Raw genomic sequence first — 22,142 nt, forward strand, 5'->3', positions numbered from 1 at the left:
ACACCGTCCGTCCGCACTCGAGTCTCGGCAATCTCACGCCGGCAGAGTTTGCCGCGCGAGGTCGATCAACAGAGCAACCAGGGGCCGTTCTCTAGAGACCGTTGGTCCGAGAAATGCCAGCAGGTCAGCGCCGCGATATCGTGAGCCGACCTGACGACGCGAGGCACACGCGATGATGACTGGACTCGAAGGCAAAGTTTCGACCGACGCACTGCCGTGGATCGACCTCGGCACGGGGCTCGAAGGCAATCGCATCAAGGTCTTGCGCGTGAGCGAGGAGACCGGCGCCTACAGCCTGCTGATCCACGCGCGCGCGGGCACCGTGAATCAAGCCCACGTGCACTCGGGGCCCGCGGACTTCTACATCCTGAGCGGGCGACTCGAGTACCGCCTCGGCGAGGCGAAGGCCGGCGACTGGATGTACGAGCCGGCGGGCGCGGTGCACGATGCGACCACCGCGACCGAAGACACGCTCTATCTCGCCAACGTGTACGGCGCGATCCTCTTCTACAAGCCCGACGGATCGCTCGACTACGTGCAGGACTGGCGCACGATCAAGAGCCTCGCGGAGAGCGCGCGCAAGACCTGAGCTTCCCGCGCTCAGTCGATGCCGAGCTTGCGCAGCTCCTCCGGCATGCGCTTCGCGTCGGCTTCGAGCAGCGGACCGCGCTCTTCGTCCGTGAGCTGGCCCGCCGTGTCCTTCGCCATCTTGTCGCTGTCGAGCTCGATGAACTTCTCGGGCACGATCTCGACGATCACGCGCAGCGGCGAGTCGAGGCGCTTCTCGAACGCGGAAGCCTGCGCCTCCGCCTCGGGCGTGAGCGCACCGCCGGCGCGCCCGTAAGGGCCACGCGCGAGTGCGGGATAGAACCAGCGCTTGGTCGCTTCGTCGTCGTGAATGATCGCGCGGCCCTTGATCGTGATGGCGCCGTTCGGGCCGCCCTCCGCGGCGATTCCGCTCACCACGACCGAGCAGCGCGGATCGCGCCGCAGCGCCGCGATGCGATGGCGATGCCGCCCGCACGTGATCCACGCGCGCCCGTTCTTCCACACGAACGCGTGCACGACGCCCACGGGCCAGCCGTCCTTCGTGCTCCAGTTGAAGACGCACTCGCGCGCCTTGCTGAGCAGCTCTTCGCGCTTCGCGGGCGAGAACGGATAGATCGAGACTTGTTCGTGGTCCTTGTCGGACATCGCGCGGCTCCCGCAGAGTCGAGATGAGAACGCGCAGCGACCGTATCGCAGCGCGCCGCGCAGCCGCTCAGTTGCGGGGGCTGCTCGCGCCGGTCGAGAATGCGCGCCATCGGCAATGAGCGCGCCGCGAACCCTGCGCTCGAGGACGAACCATGATCGCACTGATCGCACGACTGAACGTGGCGGAAGGCAAGGGCGCGTAGTTCGAGAAGGCCATGCTGGCGCTCGCCGGCCAAGTGCGCGCGAACGAGCCCGGCAATCAGCTCTACACGCTCTGCAAGGACTCCGACGGCAAGTACCTCGTGCTCGAGCTCTACAAGGACGAAGCGGCGCTCGCCGCGCACGGACAGAGCGCGCACTTCAAGGCCTCGGGCGCGTCGTTCAAGGGGCTGATGGCCGGCGCGCCGCAGATTCAGCGGCTGCAGGTGATTGGCTGAGCGCGGCGTCGCGCGAGTCGACAAGACTTCGATGTCCGCGGACGGATGGCACGAGCTTCACCGCCGAAGGCGCCTCGCCGTCGCGGAGCCACCAGCGCTTGTCCTACACATCTTCCGACGAACGCGCGCCGCTGCGTCGATTCGCATGTTGTGATCGACGCGGGCGCACGCGCCGCCAGAGGGCTCCATGATGCTGCTCCGCCACTCGCGCCTCGCTGCGCTCCTGCTGCTCGCACTCACGCTCGCGACGACGGCGCACGCAAACCCGCGCGGACCGCGCTGGGTCACGACCTGGGCCACCGCATCGAAGACCCCCACGATCTTCGATCGCGCGCTCCCCACGCTCGACGACGTCACGCTGCGTCAGATCGCGCATGTGAGCCTCGGCGGTCCGCGCGTGCGCGTGTGGCTTACGAACGAGTTCGGTAGCGCCCCGCTGCGAGTCGGCGCGGCGACGGTGGCGCTGCGCGCTTCGGGCGGAAGCATTGCGCCGGAGTCGCTGCGCACGCTCACGTTCGGCGGCGCCGCATCGATCGTGATCGCACCGGGTGCGCGCGTCGTGAGCGACGCGGTGAGCCTGCGCGTGCCGAGTCGCGCCGACCTCGCGATCAGCGTGCATCTCCCCGACGACGTGACCGGCTCGGGCTCGCCCGTCACGTATCACGTGCGCGCGCTGCAGACGAACTACATCGCGAGCGGCGACCAAACCGCGGCGACTCACCTGATCGCCGCTTCCAGCGAGACGTCATGGGTTTTATTCGCCGGCGTCGACGTGATCACCACGCCGGGCACGTGGGGCGTCGCCGCGATCGGAGACTCGATCACTGACGGCGATCAGGTGGCGTTCCCGAACGAGCCCGTCGACCTGAACGCGCGTTACACCGATTTTCTGGCGGAGCGGTTGCTCGCCGAGCGGCGCGCTGGCGTGCTCAACGCGGGCATCTCGGGCAACCAAGTGACGCGCACCTTCTTGGGCGACAACGTGCAAGCGCGCCTCGACCGCGACGTGCTGGCGAGAACGGGCGTGACGCATGTGATCGTGACTGCGGGCATCAACGACATCGGGCTGCCCGGACTGCTCACGGTGATCGGAATTCCCACGCCACCCGTTGCGGTGACGGACATCATCTCGGGCCTCCAGCAAACCGCGGCCCGCGCGCGCGCGCGGCCTCGTGGTGATCGGCGGCACGCTCTCCCCGTCGGGAGGAAGCCTTCCGGGCTACTCCGGCGCAGCAGCCGAGTCGGCTCGGCAAGCCCTGAATGCGTGGATCCGCACCACGGAAGCCTTCGATGCGGTGGTCGACTTCGACGCCGTGCTGCGCGACCCCGCGAATCCGACGGTGATGCAAGCCGGCCTCACGGCCGACAACCTGCACCCGAACACGGAGGGCTACCGCCGCATGGCGGACGCTGCCTTCGCGGTGTTGACCGGCGCGCCGTAGGCGCGGCTGCGCTGGGTCGCCTCCGAGGAGTCGCGCGCTTAGGCGCGCGAGCGGCGCAGCGAGCGCTGACGCGGCGAGTCGCGCCGTTGACCTAGCGTGGCGCGCTTGCAGCCAAGGAGAAGCACGTGCCGCGCACGAGGACCGAACGCAATGCCACACTCCATCTCGCGCGCGTCCCGAGTGGCGAAGCAGGCCCGGGCGACTTCGAAGTGCGCGAATCCGCGATTCCGAGGCCGCACGGCGGCGAGGTGCTGATTCGCACGCACTACGTAGGCATCGATGCGGCGCTGCGTCTGATCGTGCGCGACTCGAGCGACTTCCTGTTCCGCGTGAAGCCCAGAGACGTGGTACACGGATCGGGCGCCGGTGAAGTCCTCGAGAGCCGACACCCCGACTACCGCGTCGGCGACGCGGTGATCGGCTCGTTCGGCGTGCAGCGCTACGCGATCTCCGATGGCAGCGGCCTCGAGCGCTGCGACACGTCGCTCGCGCCGCTCTCGACGTGGCTCGGCCCGATGGGTGTCTCCGGTCTCACCGCGTACTTCGCGATGTTCGACGAGTGCAAGCCGCAGCCCGGGCAGACCGTGCTCGTCACCGGCGCCGCCGGCGCGGTGGGCTCGATCGCCGGACAACTCGCGCGGCTCGCCGGGGCGCGCACGATCGGCCTAACAAGCACGGATCCGAAGTGCCGCTGGCTCGAGTCGGAACTCGGCTACCACGTCGCGATCAACTACCGCGCCCCGGACTTTCGCGAGCAACTCGAGCGCGCGGCGCCGGAACGCATCGACGCGATCTTCGACAACGTGGGCGGCGCGGTGCTCGACGAGAGCCTGCGCCTGATCGGCATGCGAGGCTGCGTGCTGCTGTGCGGCTCGACCTCGCAATACCCCGCCGAAACGATGCAAGGCCCGAGCAACTACATCTGGCTCGGCACGATGCGCGCGCGCATGCAGGGCTTCGTCGTGTTCGACTACGCCGCTCGCTACGGCGAGGGGCGCCGACGCCTCGCAGCGTTCGCGAAGGCGGGTTCGCTGAAAATGCCGGAGCACATCGTTCGCGGTGACGTGAGCGACTTCCCCGCCGCGCTGCGCTCGCTCTATCGCGGCGAGAACAAGGGGAAGATGGTGCTGCGGCTCCCGGCCGCGGGCTGACGCTGATGCTGAACGTGAAAGATCCACAGGGATGGACCTCGCGATTCATGCGTCCGCTGTGAGCGGTCGCGGGCTGCCTACGACTTCCCGCGCGCCTCTCTGTATGCCTCGATGTTCCGCACCGTCTCGCGCGCGGGCTCGTGCGCGGCCTTCAGCGCGGCGCGCCGTCTGAGCTTCGCGTCGCTGATCTCGGGCGCGACGTAGCCGTCGTCGTCACGGCTCACCGTCACGCCTGGCGCGACGATGCGGTCGATCGCGTCGAGCACGTCGTCCGAAAGCGTGACGTCCGCGCCAGCGAGTAGGCCGTCGAGCTGCTCGAGCGTGCGTGGTCCGATGATCGACGACGTCACCGCGGGGTGCGCGCACGTGAACGCGATCGCCATGTGCATGAGCGAGATGCCGGCCTCCGCCGCGACGGCGGCGAGCGCCTCCACGAGGTCGAGCTTGCGCTGGTTATCAGGGCGATTCATGTCGTAGAGGTGCGGCTGCAGCTTCTGGCGATTCGTGTCGGTCGCCTGCGCGCCGCGCCGCCATTTCCCCGTGAGCCAGCCTTGTGAAAGTGGGCTCCACACGACGACGCCCATGCCGTAGCGCTGGCAGGTGGGCAGCACGTCGGCCTCGATGCGGCGCGCGAAGATCGAGTAGGGCGGCTGCTCCACGCGGAAGCGCTCGCGCCCGCGCTCCTTCGCGACCCACTGCGCCTCGACGATTTGCTCCGCCGGAAACGTGGAGGAGCCGAGCATGCGCACCTTGCCCGCGCGCACGAGGTCGCTGAGCGCGCCCAGCGTCTCGTCGATGTCGGTCGCGTCGTCGGGTCGGTGCACCTGATAGAGGTCGATGTAGTCCGTGCCGAGTCGCCGCAGGCTGCTCTCGCACTCGCGCACGATCCAGCGCCGCGAGTTGCCCTTGTGATTCGGGTTCGCGTCCATCGGCAGGCTGAACTTCGTGGCGAGCACGACTTCGTCGCGCACCCCGGCAAGCGCCTTGCCGAGGATCGTTTCCGACTCGCCGTGCGAGTACACGTCGGAGGTGTCGAAGTAGTTGATGCCCGCGTCGAGCGCGCGCCGGACCATGCGCGTGCAGTGCGCTTCATCCTCGTTGCCGAAGTAGCCGAACATGCCGGCGCCGAAGCACAGCTTGCTCACCCGCACGCCGGTGCGGCCTAACGCTCGCAGCTCCACGGAGTCTCCTCGTCAGCGCATGCGCAGGATCGGCTTGATCACTTCACCCGTGACCGCCGAGTCGTGCACTGCGCGGTTGATGTCGGCGAAGTCGTAGAACTTCACGAAGCGATCGAACGGAAGGCGCCCGTCACGGAACAGCTCGGCCAGGTAGGGCACGAACGTCTGCGCGACGGCATCGCCCATCACGACGCCGCGGATGCCGCGCCCCATCCCGATGCGGTCCATGCTGAACGCGATCTCGATGCCGCCTGGCGTCGCGCCCACTTGCGCGCACCAGCCCGGGCGGCCGAGGCAATCGACTGCCTGCCGGACGGCCGCTGGCACGCCAGAGCACTCGACAGAGAAATCCGCACCCGCGCGCGTCAGCGCTCGAATCGACGCGACGGCATCTTCGCGCGAGGCGTCCACGACGTGGGTCGCGCCGACCGCGAGAGCCATCTCGAGCCGCGAGGGCCGCAGGTCGACCGCGATGATGCGCGCGCATCCTGTCGCCCGAGCCCCCATCACCGCTGCGAGGCCGACGGTGCCGACGCCGAACACGGCGACGCTCGAGCCCGGCCGCGGCGCGAGCGCGTTCACGACGGTGCCGAAACCCGTGGTGAGACCGCAGCCGAGGGGCCCCATGAGCTCGAGCGGCAGGTCGCGCGCGATCTTCACGACGCTGCGCGCTGGCGCGATCGAGTGGGTGGCGAAGGACGATTGACCGACGAAGCGGCCGCGCAGCGGCGCTCCGCGGCACGAAAGCGGCGAGCTCCCGTCCGCGCGAAGGCCGGTGAGGTTGCGCGTGACGAACTCGTCGCAGTAGGCCGGCGCACCTCGGTGACAGGCGGGGCACGTCCCGCACGAGTCCCCGCTCAGCACGACGTGGTCGCCCACCGCGACGTGGCGTACGGCGTCGCCGATCGCCTCGACGACGCCCGAGCCTTCGTGCCCGAGCACCATCGGGAGCGGGATGTCGATGTCCTGATTGCGAACGGCGATGTCGGTGTGACAGATCCCGCTCGCGACGATGCGGACGAGCACCTCGTCCGCGCGCGGCGCACCCAGCGAGACGTCCTCGAGCACGAACTCGCCTCGAGCCGAGCGCACCACGGCAGCTCGCGCGGACGCCCCCGTCATCGACGCAACCCTCCCGCCCGCTACGCCTTCGGTCCGTCGAACGACTTCAGCAGCTCGTACCAGCCGGAGCCGACGACCTTGAGCGGCATGCCCTTCATGCGCGCCGCCGTCTCGGTGTGCTTCGTGCGCCCGGCCCACGCGTTCGGATCGCGCTGCCACTCGTTCAGCACGCGCTCCGCTTCTTCGTAGCTCGGCGCTTCGACCTCGTAGAGAGAGAGGTACTGCGAGACCGGCGAGCTGCCGAGGTGCCCGCCCGCGAGCTTGAACACGCGGCCGCGGATGAAGTTCGGGCAGTGCGCGGTGTCTTCGATGTGCTGGTCGACGAACCACTCGTCGAACTGCGCCTGCTTGTCGGGGCTGGGCGGTTCGCAGAGACCGATCAAGACGAATTGCGGCATGGGTTCAGTCCTCGGGTTGAAGTGCGAATGACTCATCGCGCGAAGACGACGATGAAGAGGGTGAGACGGCTGCGGTGCTCTTCACGTGGCGCGACTCCGGGCTTTGGGGTGCCCACGATATCTCGCTGCGTGAAGTCGCGGGCGCGGGCGGAATGGCCTGTGGGCGAGGCACTCGTTCGCGACATCATGCGCGCCGAATGTCTGCGCCCACGCCGCCGCTCGCCCCGCGCACGCTCGCTGCCTACGCGCTCACGGAGCTGCCGCTGAGCATGGCGGCCACGCCGATCGCGCTCTTCATCACGCCCTTCTACGCGCGCGACATGGGTCTCTCGCTCGCGGCGATCGGCACGATCCTGATGCTCGCGCGCATCAGCGACGTGATCACGGATCCACTCGTCGGCCAAGCGAGCGACCGCACGCGCACGCGCTTCGGGCGACGGAAGCCGTGGATCCTGCTCGGCGCGCCGCTCACGATGCTGTCGGTGTGGATGCTGTTCGTGCCGAGCGGCGTCGTCGGAAACGCCTACTTCGCCTTCTGGCTCGTGACGCTGTGGCTCGGCTGGACGCTCGTCGCCATTCCTTACTACGCCTGGGGCGCCGAGCTCTCGCAGGACTATCACGAGCGCACGCGTATCGCGTCGCTGCGCACGGCGCTCGGCGTGACCGGCACGCTCACCGCGATCTGCCTGCCGCTGCTCGCGGAGCCGCTGTTCGGCTACGGCGAGCCGCTCCCCGAGTCGCTGCACTTGATCGCGACTGCCGCGCTCACGCTCTTCGCCGTCGCGATGATGGCGTTGTGGCGGGTGCCCGAAGGCGCGCCGATCGAGTCGCGCCGCATCACGCTTGCCGACGGCTTCCGCGTGATGGCGCGCAACGGCCCGTTCTTGCGCCTGATGATCGGCTTCACGCTCGCCGCCGCGGGCCCCGCGATCGGGGGCCCGCTCTACGTGCTCTACGTCGTGCACGTGCTCGAAGCGAGCGTGTCGAGCTACGTCGTGCTGCTCGCCTTCTACCTCTCGAACCTCGCGGGCGTGGTGCTCTGGAACGCCGTCGCGCGCCGCCTCGGCAAGCGCAACGCGTGGCTGATGGGCATGGGCGTCGCGCTCGTCGCGCAGCCGGGCTACGCGTTGTTAGGCCCCGGCGACCTCTACTGGATGATGCTCGTGTTCGTCGTGCTCGGGATCGGCATCGGCAGCTTCGCGGCGCTGCCCGCCGCGATGAAGGCCGACGTCGTCGACCTCGACCGCCTGCGCAGCGGCGAGGACCGCACCGCGCTCTTCTTCTCGATGTGGTCGCTCGCGAACAAGGCCGTGCTCGCCGTCTCCGCGGGCTTCGCGCTGAACGTGGTCTCGTGGTTCGGGTTTCGCGCGAACGGCGAGAACGGTCCAGAGCAGCTGCTCGCACTGAAGGTCGTGTTCATCTGGGTGCCCGTGGTGTTCTACGTCATCGCGCTCGCGGTGATGTGGGGCTACCCGATCAGCGAGGAACGCCAGCGGCGGCTCGTGGGCTTCCTGCAGCGCAGGACCGCGCGGCGCGAGCGGCGCCGCCTCGAACAAGGAGACGGCCATGGAGTTTGACCTCGACACCGACGTGCTCGTTCTCGGCTCCGGCGCCTGCGGCCTCACCGCCGCGGTGGCGGCGGCAGACGCCGGCGCGCGCGTCGTCGTGCTCGAACGCAGCGACGCGATCGGCGGTACGAGCGCGGTCTCGGGCGGCATCGTGTGGGTGCCTAACAACCACCTGGCGCCCGCACTCGGGATCGCGGACTCGCGCGAGCAGGCGCTCGCGTACCTCGAGTCGCTCTCGCTCGGCGTGATGGACATGGAGCTCGCGACGGCGTTCGTCGACCGCGCGCCGGAGATGGTCCGCTTCCTCGAGGCGCGCACGCCGCTGCGCTTCCACATCGCAGAGAACTACCCCGACTATCACCCCGAGCGCCCGGGCGGCCTGGCGGGCGGCGGCCGCTCGCTCGATCCCGACATGTTCTCGTTCGCGCAGCTCGGCGAGTGGGCAGGGCGCATCCGGCAGGCGCGCACGGACCTTCACCCGCAAGCGCCGATTCAGCGCTTCACGCTCACCGAGGGACTCGAGAAGCGCGTGCCGCCCGCGGAGGTGCTCGCCGCGCGCGCAAGCCGCGACGAGCGCGGGCTCGGGGAGGCGCTCGTGGGCGCGCTGCTGCGCGGCTGCCTCGATCGCGGCGTGGACGTGCGCCTGGGCGTGCGCGCACGCGAGCTCGTGCGCGCGGGTCGCGCGGTCGTCGGCGTGCGCGCGGAGCAGGGCGAGCGCGACGTGCTCGTGCGCGCGCGCGCCGTAGTGCTCGCGACGGGCGGCTTCGAGTGGAACGCGGAGCTCGTTCGCGCGTTCCTGCGCGGGCCGCTGATCGGTCCGGCCTCGCCGCCGGAGCTCGAGGGCGACGGCCTGCTGATGGCGATGGAGGCAGGCGCGCAGCTTGCGAACATGAGCGAAGCGTGGTGGATGCCGACGATCCCGATCCCCGGCGACGGCGTGGCGGGCGGGAAGCCGCTGTATCGCCTCTGCCTCGCGGAGCGCACGTTGCCCGGCTCGCTGATCGTGAACCGCCGCGGGAAGCGCTTCGTGAACGAGGCCGCCAACTACAACGACGTCGGGCGCGCGTTCCACACGTTCGATCCCACGCACTTCAGCTTCGCCAACGCCGAGGCGTGGCTCGTGTTCGACGACACTTATTACGCGAGGTACCCGCTCGCAGGCTTCTCTCCGCGCGCGCCGAAGCCCGCGGGTTTTCTGTTCAGCGGCGCGTCGGTCGAAGAGCTCGCGCGCGCGATCGAGGTCGATCCGGACGCGCTCGCCGCGACCGTCGCGCGCTTCAACGAGTTCGCCGCGCAGGGCGAGGACCCCGACTTCCAGCGTGGCCGCAGCGTGTACGACTCCTACAACGGCGACCGCTCGCGCCCGCGCCCGTTCACGACGCTCGGTGCGCTCACGCGCGCGCCGTTCCACGCGATCAAGCTGGTGGCCGGCGCGCTCGGCACGAAGGGCGGCGCCAAGACGAACACGTCTGCGCAGGTGCTCGACCCGCGCGGGCGGGTGATTCCCGGCCTCTACGCCGTGGGCAACGCGATGGCCGGCGCGACCGGGCTCGTCTACGGCGGCGCCGGCGGCACGCTCGGGCCCGGCATGACCTACGGCTACATCGCCGGCTGCGAGGCTGCGAAGGAGCTTTCGCCGGCGTCCGGTAGAACTCGAGTCAGCGCGGCGTGCTCGCTTCCATGAGATGGTGCTTGGCGTCGGCGCGCGAGCGCGTAAGGTCGGTCCGCGGCAACACCAGGCGCGTCCGCGCCGCGCCCCGGGAGATTGGTCATGACGAGACGACGACTCGCTCTCCTCACTCTTGCCCTCGCCACCGCGTTCGCATCCCCCGCGCTTTCCGACCCTGCCCCGACCGCCCCTACGCCGGAGCAAGGCGCCGCAACGGAGGAAGACTCCGGCGACGAGGTCGTGTGCAAGAAAGAGCGACCCACGGGATCGCGCATCCCGCGCGTGGTGTGTCGTACGAAGTCGCAGATCAAAGACTCCGAAGCGGCGGGGAAGTGGCTGATCAATCGCCCAAAGCACGGCACGCGCGGCTAGCGCTCACGCCCGCATCTGCCTGACGTCTCGCACCGCGAGCACCGCGGCGGTGGGCACTACGATCAGCACGGCGCAAACGACTGCGCTCGGTGCGGCGCCGATGCTGGCCGCGGCGAGGCCCGCCAGCGCTTCGCCGACCGGCACGAGCGCGATCGAGCCCATCGCGTCGTAGGCGGACACGCGCGAGAGTGCCTCTGGTGCCACGCGCTTGTGCAGCTCGGTGTTCCACAGCACGCCGAACGCGCCGAACGCGACCCCCGCGACGAAGCTCGCGGCGGCGATCAGCGGGGTCGGCGCAGGGATCGATAACAACAAGGGCACGCCCGAGATCGGGAAGCAGAAGAGCGTCGCGGCGAGCATCGTACGCGCGAAGTGGACGCGCAGCGCGAGCAGGCCGCCGGCGACGAGGCCAAGCCCCTCGGCGCCGACGATGCGCCCCCAGGCTTCGGCGCCGCCGAGCGACTCCTTGGCGATTACGGGCCCGAGCACCGCGAACGCGCCGAACCAGCCCATCAGCATCACGGAGAACTGCACCACGATCGTCCACAGCCAGGTGTGTGCGGTGAACTCGCGTAAGCCTTCGCGCAGCTCGCGCACGAGGCTCTTGCCCGCGGACCGCGCTTGAGGCGCGGCGCGGATGCCGAGCACGAGCAGCGCGCTCGCGGCGAAGGTGGCGGCGTCGATCGCGAGCTCGGCGCCGGCGCCCGCGAACGCCGCGATGATCCCCGCGCTCACCGCGCCGAGCGCATAGGCGGTGGAGTTCGCGATTCCGAGCAGCGCGTTGGCGGCTTGCAGGCGCTCGCGCGGTGCGACGAGCGGCACGAGCCCGACATGCGCGGGTTGGTGCAACGCCATCGCGACGGAGGCGATCACGACCAATGCGACCAGCGTGGGGAAGCTCGCGCTGCGCGTCAGTAACAACACTGCAATCGCGCCCTGCGCGAGTGCCGCCACGCTGTCGGCGCCGATCATCTGGCGTTGCCGCGAGCCGCGATCCGCGAGGGCGCCGCCGAGCAGCAACGTGGCGACTTGCATCGCGGAGCCAGCGCCGACGAGCAGTCAGACCTGCGCTGCATCGCCCTGAAGATCCTCGAGCACCGCGAACGGCAGCGCGATCGGCGTCATCGCGGTGCCGAAGGTCGAGACGAGCCGCGCCGCTGCGAGGCGCGCGAAGCTCGGATCGCGCAGCAGCGTGAGCGCGTCGCGCGCGCGGTCCGAGGACATCGCGGCATCTTCGCAGAGCGGCGCACGCGTGCGAGCGGTGCGTGCGGTCGCGTAGCGTCGCGGGCTCCCGAACGAGGCAAGCCATGGCCGAAGTGATCGACGTTCGCGCGCAGCACCGCTTCGACGAAGCGCGCCTCGACCGCTTCCTCGCCGCGAACGTCGCAGGCTACGCCGGGCCCCTCACCGTTCGTCAATTCGAGGGCGGTCAGTCGAACCCGACGTACCTGCTCGCGACGCCGGGTGCGCGCTACGTGCTGCGCCGCAAGCCGCCCGGCGCGCTCGTGAAGTCCGCGCACCAAGTGGACCGCGAGTACCGCGTGATCCGCGCGCTGAACGCGACGAGCTTCCCCGTGCCTAAGGCGCTCGTGCTTTGCGAGGACGAGGCGGTGATCGGCACCGCGTTCTTCGTGATGAGCCACGTCGCGGGCGAGCCGGTCTACGACGTCTCGATGCCGAGCCTCGCGCCGGCGCAGCGCACTGCGCTCGTGAACTCCTACGTCGACACGCTCGCGGATCTGCATCGCTTCGATCCCGAGGCGCTCGGCCTCGGCGACTTCGGCCGCGCGGGGAACTACTTCGCGCGCCAGGTCTCGCGCTGGGGGCGCCAGTTCGACGAGACGGAGACCGAGCCGATCCCGGAGATGCGCGAGCTCGGCGCATGGCTCGAGAAGTCGATTCCGCCCGAGAGCGCGGTCGCGATCGCGCACGGCGACTACAGCTTCAACAACGTGCTGCGGCACCCGAGCGAGCCGCGCGTGGTGGCGGTGCTCGACTGGGAGCTCTCGACGCTCGGGGACCCGCTCGCAGACTTCACCTACTTCACGCAGGCGTGGTTCGGCGTCCCGGGAGACCGCACGTTCGCGGGCCGCGATCTCGGGGCGCTCGGCGTCCCTACTTATGAAGCGGTGCGTGCGCGTTACTGCGAACGAGTCGGGCGGCCCGTGTGGACGAACGAGGGCTTCTACCGCGCGTTCCACGCCTTCCGCAGCAGCGCGATTCTGCAGGGAATCATCAAGCGCGTCGCCACCGGCACCAACGCGAGCGCGACCGCGCTGCAGTTCTCTCCGCGCGACGTACGCGCGGGAGCACGGCGCGGGCTCGAGCACGCAGCGAGGAATTAGGAGCTTCCGATGCGAGAGTTCAAGGGCAAGACCGCAGTCGTTACGGGCGCTGCGAGCGGGATCGGGCGTGCGCTGGCAGAGCGCTTCGCGCAGGAGGGCATGCGCGTCGTGCTCGCCGACATCGAGGCGAATGCGCTCGCTCGTGCGGTGAGCGAGCTCGAGGCGCAAGGGCACCGCGCGATCGGGGTCGTGACGAACGTGATGGAGCGCGCCTCGGTCGACGCGCTCGCGGCGCGCGCGACCCGCGAGTTCGGCGCAGTGCACGTCTTGTGCAACAACGCCGGCGTGCTCGCGCGCAGCGAAGGCGCGGGCGCGATCTGGGAGCTGCCGCCGCAAGACTGGGACTGGGTGCTCGGCGTGAATCTGATGGGCGTGCTGCACGGCGTGCAGGCGTTCGTGCCGCAGATGGTCGCGCACGGCGGCGAGGGCCACGTCGTGAACACCGCCTCGGTCGTGGCGTTCTTCCCCGGCGGCGGCCCGTACGGCGTGACGAAGCAGGGCGTGCTCTCGCTGAGCGAGAGCTTGTGGGGCGATCTGAAAGCGCGCGGCGCGAAGATCGGCGCCTCGGTGCTGTGCCCCGGCTGGGTGGACACGAGCCTCGCGAGCGCCGAGCGCAATCGACCCGCGCAGCTCGCGAGCGAGGCGGTCGGCGATCTCGCGACGGGAACCGCGGGCCGCGCGCAGCACACGCTGCGCGGCGCGATGCCGCCCGCGAAGGTGGCGGACGCGGTGGTCGCGTCGATCCGCGAGGAGCGCTTCTACATCCTCCCGCACTCGGGCTGGGATGCTTTCCTGCGCGCCCGCTTCGAGGCGGTGATGGCGCGCGGTACGCCGCCGCGCATGGATCCCGCGGACATCGAGCGGCGCCGCGCGGCGGGCGAGGTGTTTTGAGCGACGTGGAGCTGCGCGAGGCTCATCGCGTTTCGGCACGGCGGCGTTCGCGAGTTTTTTCGCGCAGGCATGGAACAGCGCGCGACTGCTGTGGTAACTCGGCGTCACGGGGGGAGGGCGGAGGCCAAGGTCTCTCCGAAGGCTGAGCGTTCGAGGGAACGCACAGTCGGAGCGCACGACGGCGCTACCCACATCGGAGAAGATCATGCATCGCAACTCTCTGGCGCGAGTTCTCGCGCCGTTGCTCGTGGTGTCGGCGGCGACGCCGATCTGGGCGCAGGACGCTGCGCCGGCGCCGGCGGAAGACCGCGGCGGCGTCGAAGAGATCATCGTGACCGCGCAGAAGCGCGAAGAGAACATCAACGACATCGGCATGTCGATTCAGGCCGCGACCGGCGAGCAGCTCTCGGAGCTGGGCATCACCGACCCATCGCAGCTCGACCGCGTGGTGACCGGTTTCAACGCCAACGTCACCTACTACGGAACGCCGATCTACACGATCCGCGGCGTGGGCTTCCAGGACACGGCGCTCGCCTCAGGCCCGACCGTGAGCATCTACATCGACCAGATGCCGTTGCCGTTCGCCGTGATGGCTCAGGGAACCTCGCTCGATCTCGAGCGCGTGGAAGCGCTGAAGGGCCCGCAGGGCACCCTGTTCGGTCAGAACGCTACCGGCGGTGCCGTGAACTACATCGCCAACAAGCCGACCGAGGGCTTCGAGGCGGGCTTCGACGCGAGCTACGGCCGCTTCAACACGGTCGACCTGATGGGCTACGTGAGCGGGCCGCTCGCGGACACGCTGAGCGCGCGCTTTGCGGGCCGCATCATCAACTCGGGCCCGCACCAAAAGAGCTACACGCGAAACTCGACGCCCGCGCCCGATCCGTACTGGATCACGGGTGGCCGCAATCGGGCGTACAACCGCGACACCGAGAGCGGCGACCAGGACTTCGTGAACCTGCGCGGCTCGCTGCTGTGGGAGCCCACGGATCAACTGTCCGCCCTCTTCACCGCGAGCGGCTTCATCGACAAGGGCGACTCGCAGATGCCGCAGCTCTTCGGCATCGCGACGCTCAACCAGGTGAGCGGCCTGCGACCGGAGATCGCGAACTACCCATTCTCGCCCAAGAACAACCGCTCTGCGGATTGGGGTCCGTGCGTGAACATCACGGGCGGCACGCCGGCGAACGTCACCGGCAACCTCGACTACGAGGGCGAGCTGGAGAATCTCTCGAACCGTCTCTACGACAACTGTGAGCCGGCCGAGCGAGACAACTCGTTCTACTCGACCACTCTGCGCGTCGACTTCGAGATCAACGACGACCTGACGCTGACTTCGTTGACGAGCTGGTCGAAGTTCGACCGCCACGCGACGCTCGAAAGCGACGGGACGTACTACCAAGACTACGAGTCGTTCCAGCAGGGCTTCCTGAAGGCGGCGTATCAGGAGCTGCGCCTCGCCGGAAGCATCATGGGCGAGGGCAACTGGGTCGTCGGCGCGAACTACGAGTGGACCTCGACCTGGGATTCCTTCATGCAGACCTACGGCATCTCGAGCGCCGTGCCGACGGTGGTGTTCACGCGCACGCCGCTGGGTCCAACCAACCCGAACAGCCGCCAGAAGACCGACACCTACGCGATCTTTGCCAACCTCGAGTACCCGGTCCTCGATTGGCTGACGGTTCAAGGCGGCGTGCGGTACACGAACCAGAAGCGTGATTACCGCGGCTGCGGCTCAGACGGCGGGGATGGGACCTGGGCCGACATCTCGGCGGAGATCCAGACGCTGCTGCAGATCCTCGGCGGCTTCCCGGTCGTCGGCGGGCTCGACGCTGGCCCCGGCAACTGCGCGAGCTTCGGTCCTGGGCCGACGTTCTTCCCCGAGCCCGCGGGCTTCACGAACGAGCTCGATGAGGACAACGTCTCCTGGCGCGTCGGCGCAAACGCCGCGGTCACCGATGAGATCCTGCTCTACGCGAACGTCAGCAAGGGCTACAAGTCGGGCAGCTTCCCGACCGTCGCCAGCGCGGCGTTCTATCAGCTCGAGCCGGCGACGCAGGAAGAGTTGTTGGCGTACGAGATCGGCGCCAAGACGAGCTGGCTGGACGGAACGCTGCAGCTGAACGGCGCCGCGTTCTACTACGACTACACGGACAAGCAGATTCTCAGCGCGGTCGCGGACATCATTTTCGGCTCGCTGCCGGCCTTGGTGAACGTGCCCGAGTCACACGTGGTGGGCTTCGAGCTCGCCGGCGTGTGGGAGCCCATCGCGGGGCTGAGGCTCGCGCCCTCGGTGAGCTACGCCAAGAGCGAGGTCGATGGCACGTTCCGAAACTTCGATCCGTTCTTCAACACCGCGAACAACGGTGCGACGAAGGACTTCTCGGGGCTTCCGTTCCCGAACGCTCCGGACTGGCAGGTGAACTTCGACAGCCAGTATGAGTGGTCGGTCGGGAGCGATTGGACCGCCTTCGTTGGAGCCAACGTGAACTACCAGGCTGCGACGAAGGGATTCTTCCACGATCGCTGCGACGAACCGATCGGTGCGATCGACTCCGTAACCGGCCGTCCCATTCAGTGCACGAAGGACTACATCTCCAGCATTCCGGCGGCGAGCCGGAACAGCCCGAACGCGACGGACCTCGTGATCAATGCGCGCGCACTGCTCGACGTACGGGCGGGCATCGAGCGCGGTCCGTGGCGCGCTTGGGTCTGGGGCCGAAACATCACCGACAAGCACTACTGGAATGCGGCCAGCCACGTGAACGACGTGCTGCTCCGCTACACCGGCATGCCCGCCACGTATGGCGCGACGGTGACCTACAGCTTCGGGCGATAGACGCCGCCCATCCCAACGAAGCGCCGGCGTTCGCGAGAACGCCGGCGCTTTCGCTTTGGCGCGCGCGAAGTGCGCGACGCTGCACGCGCGAGGAATACTGCGCGCCTCGGAGTTCCTGATGCCCGCCGTCCTCGAAGGCACTCGCGTCCTCGACCTCACGAGCGGCCCCGTCGGCGGCGTCGCGACGGCGGTGCTCGCGGACTTCGGTGCCGACGTCGTGAAGATCGAGCCGCCGCGCGGCGACCGCTTCCGTGCGCTCGCCGCGGCGCCGCTGTGGCTGCGCGGGAAGCGCAGCGTCGCGCTCGACCTGACCATCGAGGCCGATTGTGCGCGGCTCGCCCCCCTCGTCGCGAGCGCCGATGTGCTCGTCGTCTCGGGTCCGCCCGGCCGCGCGGCGCGCTTCGGCGTCGATGCGGAGCGCGCACTTGCGGCGAATCCTCAGCTCGTGCACGCGAGCCTCACGCCCTTCGGCCCGCGCGGGCCGTACGCCGAGATTCCGGGCTACGAGGGCATCGTCGCGGCGCTGGGCGGGCGCATGGCGGTGTTCGCGCGCCAGGTGCGCCGCGACGGACCGGGCTTCGCGGCGGTGAGCATCGCGAGCCACGCGTGCGCAATGGGCGTGGTGCAGGGCGTTGTCGCGGCGCTCTATGCGCGCGAACGCACGGGGCGCGGGCAGCGCGTCGAGTCCAGCCTGCTGCAGGCGCTGCTCCCGTACGACCTCGTCTCGCTGCTGCTCGTGCAGCTCGCGGCGCGCGAGGGAAAGCCGCCGCCGGATCCGTACGCCGTGGGCGGCGACATGCCCACGCTCAACTACCACCCGATCCTCACGCAGGACGGGCGCTGGCTGCAGTGCGGGAACCTGCTCGAGCACCTGTTCCTCTCGTTCCTCGACTCGATCGATTTGTTGGGCGAGCTGCTCGCCGAGGAGCGCTTCGCGGCGCCGCCCGGGGCGTGGGACGCCGCGACGATCGAGGCCGCGCGGGATCGCATCCTGCTGCGCGTGCTCGAGCGCACGGCGGACGAGTGGATGCAGCGCTTCCACGCGAACGGGAACGTGGCGGCGGAGCCGTATCTCACGCCCACGCAGGCGCTCGCGCACCCCGACCTCGTCGCGAACGGCAGCGTCGTCACGCTGCGCGATCCCGAGCGTGGCGACGTGAAGCAGGTGGGCCCGATCGCGCGCCTCGTCGCGACGCCCGCGCGCATCGCGAAGCCTGCGCCGCGCGTGGGCGAGCACGGGCGCGAGGTGCTCGCCGAGCAGCGCTCGCTCCCGCCGCGAGTTGTTACGGGCGACACGCCGCCGGGACAGCCCCTCGCGGGCGTCACCATCCTCGAGCTCGCGACGATCATCGCGGCGCCACTCGGCACGACGTTCCTCGCGGACCTCGGCGCACGCGTGATCAAGATCGAGGCCATCGACGGCGACCCGTACCGCCAGTTCCTCACGCGCGGGCTCTTGGCCGTGAAGACCAACGCGGGCAAGGAGTCGATCTGCCTCGACCTGAAGAGCGCCGACGGTCGCGCGATCGCGCATGACCTCGTGCGGCGCGTCGATGTGCTCGTGCACAACTACCGCCCCGGCGTACCCGAGCGCCTCGGGATCGACTACGCGAGCGCACGCGCGCTGAATCCGCAGCTGATCTGGGTCTCCGCGAACGGCTACGGCCCCGACGGCCCGAGCGCACGGCGGCCGGTGACGCATCCCGTCGCGGGCGCCGCAGCCGGTGGCGCGGGACACCAAGGCGCGCCGACGCTCGCGCGCGCGCACGAAACGCTCGCGGAGATTCGCGAGGGCGCGCGCCAGTTGATGCGCGCGAACGAGGCGAACCCGGATCCGAACACCTCCGTCGTCCTCGCGGCTGCGATCGCTCTGGGCCTCCTTGCGCGCCAGCGCTTCGGCATCGCACAGCCGATCTACACCGACATGTTCAGCGCGAACGCGTGGGCGAACGCCGACGACTTCCTCGACTACGCCGGCAAGCCCGCGCGCCCGCGCGTCGACGACGCGTTGCTCGGCTTCGCGCCTACGTACCGGCTCTACGAGACGCGCGAGGGCTGGGTGTTCCTTGCGCTCACGTGCGACGCCGAGTGGCGGCGCTTCTGCGCGATGGCGGAGCGCGAGTCGCTAGGGAGCGACCCTCGGTTCGCGAGCGAGGCCGCGCGTGCGCAGAACGCAGATGCGCTCGTGCGCGAGATCGGTACCGCACTGAAGGCGCGCGGCGCCGCCGAGTGGCAGCAGCGCGCGCTCGCCGCGCGCGTACCGCTCGTGCGCGCGGACGCGACCGACCCGGGGCACCTGTGGGCGCACGATGCGCACGTGCGCGAGAACGGCTTCGTGCAGCCGTGCCGCCACGCGCGTTTCGGGGACGTGCTGCGCTGGGGCGCGCTCGTCACGGTGAACGGCGCCGCGGAGCGCTACGGCGCCGGCGCGCTCGCCGGCGACTGCACCGACGCGCTGCTGCGCGAGCTCGGGCGCAGCGACACGGAGATCGCGCGGCTGCGCGAGCAGCGGGTCGTCGCGTCGGAGCCCATCGCGGGCTGATCGCGCGAACCGACCGGGGCGTGCGGGCAAGAGTGAGAGATGGAGCCGGGCTCGGACGCGGACATCATCGAGCGCTCCCTGGGCGAGCCGGCCGCGTTCGCCTCGCTCTACGACCGGCACGCGGCAGTTCTCTATCGCTTTCTCGTGCGCCGCATTGGGCCGTCCGCGGCTGACGGCCTACTCGGCGACACCTTCCGCATCGCATTCGAGCGGCGCGCGAGCTTCGATCGCGGCCACGAGAGCGCGCGCCCGTGGCTCTACGGAATTGCGACGCGCGTACTCGCGCATCACCGCCGCGCAGAGGCACGCCGCATGCGCGCAGCTGCGGTGCTCGTCGCCAGCCGCGAGGCGCCCATCGATCCAGCGCAGCGCGCCGCAGCTTCGCACGACGCGCGCGAGCTGTGGCCGCTCGTGGCCGACGCGATCTCGGCGCTGCCTGTCGGCGAGCGAGATGCACTTCTCCTGCACGTGTGGGAGGACCTTGCTTACGACGAGATCGCGCGCGCGCTCGGAGTTCCGATCGGGACGGTGCGCTCGCGCATCAACCGCGCGCGCAGGCGCCTGCGCGAACTGACGGCGCAGAGCGGGCAACAAGCAGCGACACGGAGCGCAGCCGGACGTGGGAAGATCGAGTCATGAGCGACGACCTCGACCGGCTGCGGCGGCTCCGCCCCGACCGCTTGCAACCGCACGATCCGATGGACCCGAAGGTCCTGATGGACGAGAAGGAGCGACTCATGTCCGCCATCGAGCAGTCCGCCGCGAGTGTGCACGCGGCGACACGCATGCCGTCGATCTATCCGCGCCTCGCCTATCGCGATGTCCTCCGCGCGCTCGACTTTCTCACGCGCGCGTTCGGCCTCCGCGAGCGCCGCGAGGCGCGCCTCGAGCATCCCGACGGAGTGCTCGCGTGGCTCGAGATCGGCGATGGCGTCGTCATGATCGGTCAGTCGGGCGCGGCCCATCACGAGCTCTACAGCCCCGCGGAGCTCGGGCGCACGACCGGTATGGTGATGGTCTCGGTCCACGACATCGACGCCCATCATGGGCGAGCCGTCGCCGCCGGGGCTCGTGTCGTGATGCCGCTCGAGGACATGTTCTGGGGCGACCGCCGCTACGAGGCGCTCGACCTCGACGGGCATCGCTGGCACTTCAGTGAGCGCCTAGCGGACATCGAGCGGCGGCGCGGAAAGAGCGCCGAGTAGCAGCGGCGAGGCGGAGAGAGCGTTCGAGCGGATAGCATCGCGGGATCAACACCGGAGCCGCCATGCCCGAGCCCGTTCGCGACGCCGCTTACTACGACGCGATCAGGCGCCGCTTCGCCGAAGAGCGCGACCTACGCCTGCGCTACCGGCCCGAGGGCACGTCGCAGTACACGTCAGAGCTGACGGGCGCGCTCGAGAAGTACGCGCGCGATCCCTACGGCGGGGAGATCGCACCGCGCGCGCCGATTCGCGACGAGGTGGAGGTGCTCTTCATCGGCGGCGGCTTCTCGGCGCTGCTCACGTCCGCGCGCTTGCGCGAGAAGGGCGTCGAGTCGATCCGCATCGTCGAGCGCGGCGCCGACGTCGGCGGCACCTGGTACTGGAACCGCTACCCCGGCGTCGCCTGCGACGTCGTCTCCTACGACTACCTCCCGCTGCTCGACGAGATGGCGTACGTGCCGACGCGCCACTACGCCGGCGGCCAGGAGATCCTCGACCACTGCCGCGCGATCGCGCGCCGCTACGACCTCTACAAGCTCGCCGTGTTCCAGACGACCGTGACGAGCACGGTCTGGAACGAGCGCGAGCGCGTGTGGGAGATCGGCACGGATCGGGGCGACGCGATGCGCGCGCGCTTCGTCGTGTGCGCGAACGGCACGCTCTCGAAGCCGAAGCTCTCCAAGATCGCGGGCATGGAAAAGTTCCGCGGCCACTCCTTCCACACCTCGCGCTGGGACTACGACTACACCGGCGCGAACCTCGAGAAGCTGCGCGACAAGGTCGTCGGCATCATCGGCACCGGCGCGACGGCGGTGCAGGCCGTACCCGGCCTCGGCGCGAACGCGAAACAACTCTTCGTCTTCCAGCGCACGCCCAGCTCGATCGACGTGCGCGACGACTGGCCCACCGATCCGAAGTGGGCGGCGTCGCTGAAGCCAGGCTGGCAGGCCGAGCGGCGCGCGAAGGCGCTCGCGGAGCCGATGCTCACGCTCGGTGGACGCGCGGCGCCTGGCGAGACGCGCGAGCAGAAGATCGAGCGCCAGGAGCGCGCGAACATCGACTACATGATGCGCATCCACCGGCGCATCGAGAAGATCGTCGCGGATCCCGCCACCGCCGAGGCGCTGAAGCCTTGGTACATGTTCATGTGCAAGCGCCCGTGCTTCCACGAGGACTACCTGCCCACGTTCAACCGCCCGAACGTGCGGCTCGTCGATACGCGCGGGAAGGGCATCACCGAGATCGACGAGCGCGGCCCCGTGTTCGAGGGCAAGACCTACGAGCTCGACCTGCTGATCTACGCGACGGGCTTCGAGGTGCAGAAGACGGGCATCTGGAACCGCATCGTGGGGAAGGGCGGCGTCGACCTCGAAGCGAAGTACGCAGACGGCATTCGCACCTTGTTAGGGATCCACACGCGCGGCTTCCCGAACTTGTTCATCATGGGCGGCTATCAGGCCTCGTTCCAGTTCAATCTCACGGACATGCTGCAGACGCAGGGCGACCACATCGCCGAGTGCATCGCGCACGTGCGCAGTCGCGGCTTCACGACGATCGACCCCACCGAGGCCGCCGAGGAGTGGTGGGTGCAAGAAGTGATCGCGCACCGCGGCAAGACCTCGCGCAATCACGACTGCACGCCCGGCTACTACAACTTCGAGGGCGAGTCGAACCGCCGCCAAGACGGCAACTACAACGGCGGCTTCCGGCAGTACTGGCTGCACCAAGGCGAGGTGCGCGGGCGGATGGAGGAGAGCTTCGAGCTGGAGTGATCGAGCCCTCCTCC

General features: G+C 69.6%; 20 protein-coding genes. 14 read left to right on the forward strand and 6 right to left on the reverse strand.

Annotation, left to right across the window (positions count from 1 at the left end):
- The first annotated feature begins 172 nt into the window (after positions 1-172).
- Positions 173-589, forward strand: a complete 417-nt coding sequence (locus FJ091_08985) for a cupin domain-containing protein (protein MBM4383490.1) — start codon at positions 173-175, stop codon at positions 587-589.
- A gap of 11 nt (positions 590-600) precedes the next feature.
- On the opposite strand, the gene FJ091_08990 is transcribed toward FJ091_08985, so the two are convergent.
- Positions 601-1,194, reverse strand: coding sequence for a pyridoxamine 5'-phosphate oxidase family protein (locus FJ091_08990; protein MBM4383491.1), 594 nt, complete (start codon positions 1,192-1,194; stop codon positions 601-603).
- Positions 1,195-1,409: 215 nt separating this feature from the next.
- On the opposite strand from FJ091_08990, the gene FJ091_08995 reads away from it, so the two are divergent.
- The 3 genes from FJ091_08995 to FJ091_09005 all read left to right on the forward strand — a co-directional run bounded on the left by FJ091_08995 (position 1,410) and on the right by FJ091_09005 (position 4,224).
- On the forward strand, positions 1,410-1,631 hold the full coding sequence (locus FJ091_08995; GenBank protein ID MBM4383492.1) for an antibiotic biosynthesis monooxygenase: 222 nt from the start codon (positions 1,410-1,412) through the stop codon (positions 1,629-1,631).
- A gap of 187 nt (positions 1,632-1,818) precedes the next feature.
- Complete coding sequence (locus tag FJ091_09000; GenBank protein MBM4383493.1) at positions 1,819-3,168, forward strand: hypothetical protein; 1,350 nt, start codon at positions 1,819-1,821, stop codon at positions 3,166-3,168.
- 30 nt (positions 3,169-3,198) lie between these two features.
- Positions 3,199-4,224, forward strand: coding sequence for an NADP-dependent oxidoreductase (locus FJ091_09005; GenBank protein ID MBM4383494.1), 1,026 nt, complete (start codon positions 3,199-3,201; stop codon positions 4,222-4,224).
- 77 nt (positions 4,225-4,301) lie between these two features.
- Here the strand turns inward: FJ091_09005 and FJ091_09010 are convergent, their stop codons facing one another.
- Genes FJ091_09010 through FJ091_09020 form a run of 3 tightly spaced genes read right to left on the reverse strand, consistent with a single transcriptional unit; the run spans position 4,302 to position 6,925 of the window.
- Positions 4,302-5,405, reverse strand: coding sequence for an aldo/keto reductase (locus tag FJ091_09010; GenBank protein MBM4383495.1), 1,104 nt, complete (start codon positions 5,403-5,405; stop codon positions 4,302-4,304).
- 12 nt (positions 5,406-5,417) lie between these two features.
- Positions 5,418-6,527 carry an NAD(P)-dependent alcohol dehydrogenase gene (locus FJ091_09015; protein ID MBM4383496.1) on the reverse strand — a complete coding sequence of 370 codons (1,110 nt, stop codon included), beginning with the start codon at positions 6,525-6,527 and terminating at the stop codon, positions 5,418-5,420.
- A 20-nt stretch (positions 6,528-6,547) separates the two neighbouring features.
- A complete protein-coding gene (locus FJ091_09020) occupies positions 6,548-6,925 on the reverse strand; it encodes a hypothetical protein (GenBank protein MBM4383497.1) in 378 nt (125 codons plus the stop codon).
- A 197-nt stretch (positions 6,926-7,122) separates the two neighbouring features.
- Between FJ091_09020 and FJ091_09025 the strand changes: the two genes are divergently transcribed.
- The 3 genes from FJ091_09025 to FJ091_09035 all read left to right on the forward strand — a co-directional run bounded on the left by FJ091_09025 (position 7,123) and on the right by FJ091_09035 (position 10,534).
- Positions 7,123-8,502 (forward strand): MFS transporter, encoded by a 1,380-nt coding sequence (locus FJ091_09025; protein MBM4383498.1) that lies wholly within the window; start codon positions 7,123-7,125, stop codon positions 8,500-8,502.
- Positions 8,492-10,177 carry an FAD-dependent oxidoreductase gene (locus FJ091_09030; GenBank protein MBM4383499.1) on the forward strand — a complete coding sequence of 562 codons (1,686 nt, stop codon included), beginning with the start codon at positions 8,492-8,494 and terminating at the stop codon, positions 10,175-10,177. Before FJ091_09025 ends, FJ091_09030 begins: the two co-directional genes overlap by 11 nt.
- Before the next feature lie 87 nt (positions 10,178-10,264).
- Complete coding sequence (locus tag FJ091_09035) at positions 10,265-10,534, forward strand: hypothetical protein (GenBank protein ID MBM4383500.1); 270 nt, start codon at positions 10,265-10,267, stop codon at positions 10,532-10,534.
- Between the two features lie 3 nt (positions 10,535-10,537).
- On the opposite strand, the gene FJ091_09040 is transcribed toward FJ091_09035, so the two are convergent.
- Positions 10,538-11,569 carry an MFS transporter gene (locus FJ091_09040; protein ID MBM4383501.1) on the reverse strand — a complete coding sequence of 344 codons (1,032 nt, stop codon included), beginning with the start codon at positions 11,567-11,569 and terminating at the stop codon, positions 10,538-10,540.
- A 24-nt stretch (positions 11,570-11,593) separates the two neighbouring features.
- Complete coding sequence (locus FJ091_09045; protein ID MBM4383502.1) at positions 11,594-11,758, reverse strand: hypothetical protein; 165 nt, start codon at positions 11,756-11,758, stop codon at positions 11,594-11,596.
- 83 nt (positions 11,759-11,841) lie between these two features.
- On the opposite strand from FJ091_09045, the gene FJ091_09050 reads away from it, so the two are divergent.
- The 7 genes from FJ091_09050 to FJ091_09080 all read left to right on the forward strand — a co-directional run bounded on the left by FJ091_09050 (position 11,842) and on the right by FJ091_09080 (position 22,128).
- Positions 11,842-12,879 carry a phosphotransferase family protein gene (locus FJ091_09050; GenBank protein MBM4383503.1) on the forward strand — a complete coding sequence of 346 codons (1,038 nt, stop codon included), beginning with the start codon at positions 11,842-11,844 and terminating at the stop codon, positions 12,877-12,879.
- A 9-nt stretch (positions 12,880-12,888) separates the two neighbouring features.
- A complete protein-coding gene (locus FJ091_09055) occupies positions 12,889-13,770 on the forward strand; it encodes an SDR family NAD(P)-dependent oxidoreductase (protein ID MBM4383504.1) in 882 nt (293 codons plus the stop codon).
- Positions 13,771-13,975: 205 nt separating this feature from the next.
- Positions 13,976-16,609, forward strand: coding sequence for a TonB-dependent receptor (locus FJ091_09060; GenBank protein MBM4383505.1), 2,634 nt, complete (start codon positions 13,976-13,978; stop codon positions 16,607-16,609).
- A gap of 118 nt (positions 16,610-16,727) precedes the next feature.
- Positions 16,728-19,151, forward strand: a complete 2,424-nt coding sequence (locus FJ091_09065; GenBank protein MBM4383506.1) for a CoA transferase — start codon at positions 16,728-16,730, stop codon at positions 19,149-19,151.
- 39 nt (positions 19,152-19,190) lie between these two features.
- Positions 19,191-19,790 carry an RNA polymerase sigma factor gene (locus tag FJ091_09070; GenBank protein MBM4383507.1) on the forward strand — a complete coding sequence of 200 codons (600 nt, stop codon included), beginning with the start codon at positions 19,191-19,193 and terminating at the stop codon, positions 19,788-19,790.
- A complete protein-coding gene (locus FJ091_09075) occupies positions 19,787-20,356 on the forward strand; it encodes a VOC family protein (protein MBM4383508.1) in 570 nt (189 codons plus the stop codon). Before FJ091_09070 ends, FJ091_09075 begins: the two co-directional genes overlap by 4 nt.
- A gap of 62 nt (positions 20,357-20,418) precedes the next feature.
- Positions 20,419-22,128: an NAD(P)/FAD-dependent oxidoreductase gene (locus FJ091_09080; GenBank protein MBM4383509.1), complete on the forward strand. Its 1,710-nt coding sequence runs from the start codon at positions 20,419-20,421 to the stop codon at positions 22,126-22,128.
- Positions 22,129-22,142 lie beyond the last annotated feature (14 nt).

It is taken from the genome of Deltaproteobacteria bacterium (assembly GCA_016875395.1).
Classification (GTDB): Bacteria; Myxococcota_A; UBA9160; order UBA9160; family UBA6930; genus VGRF01.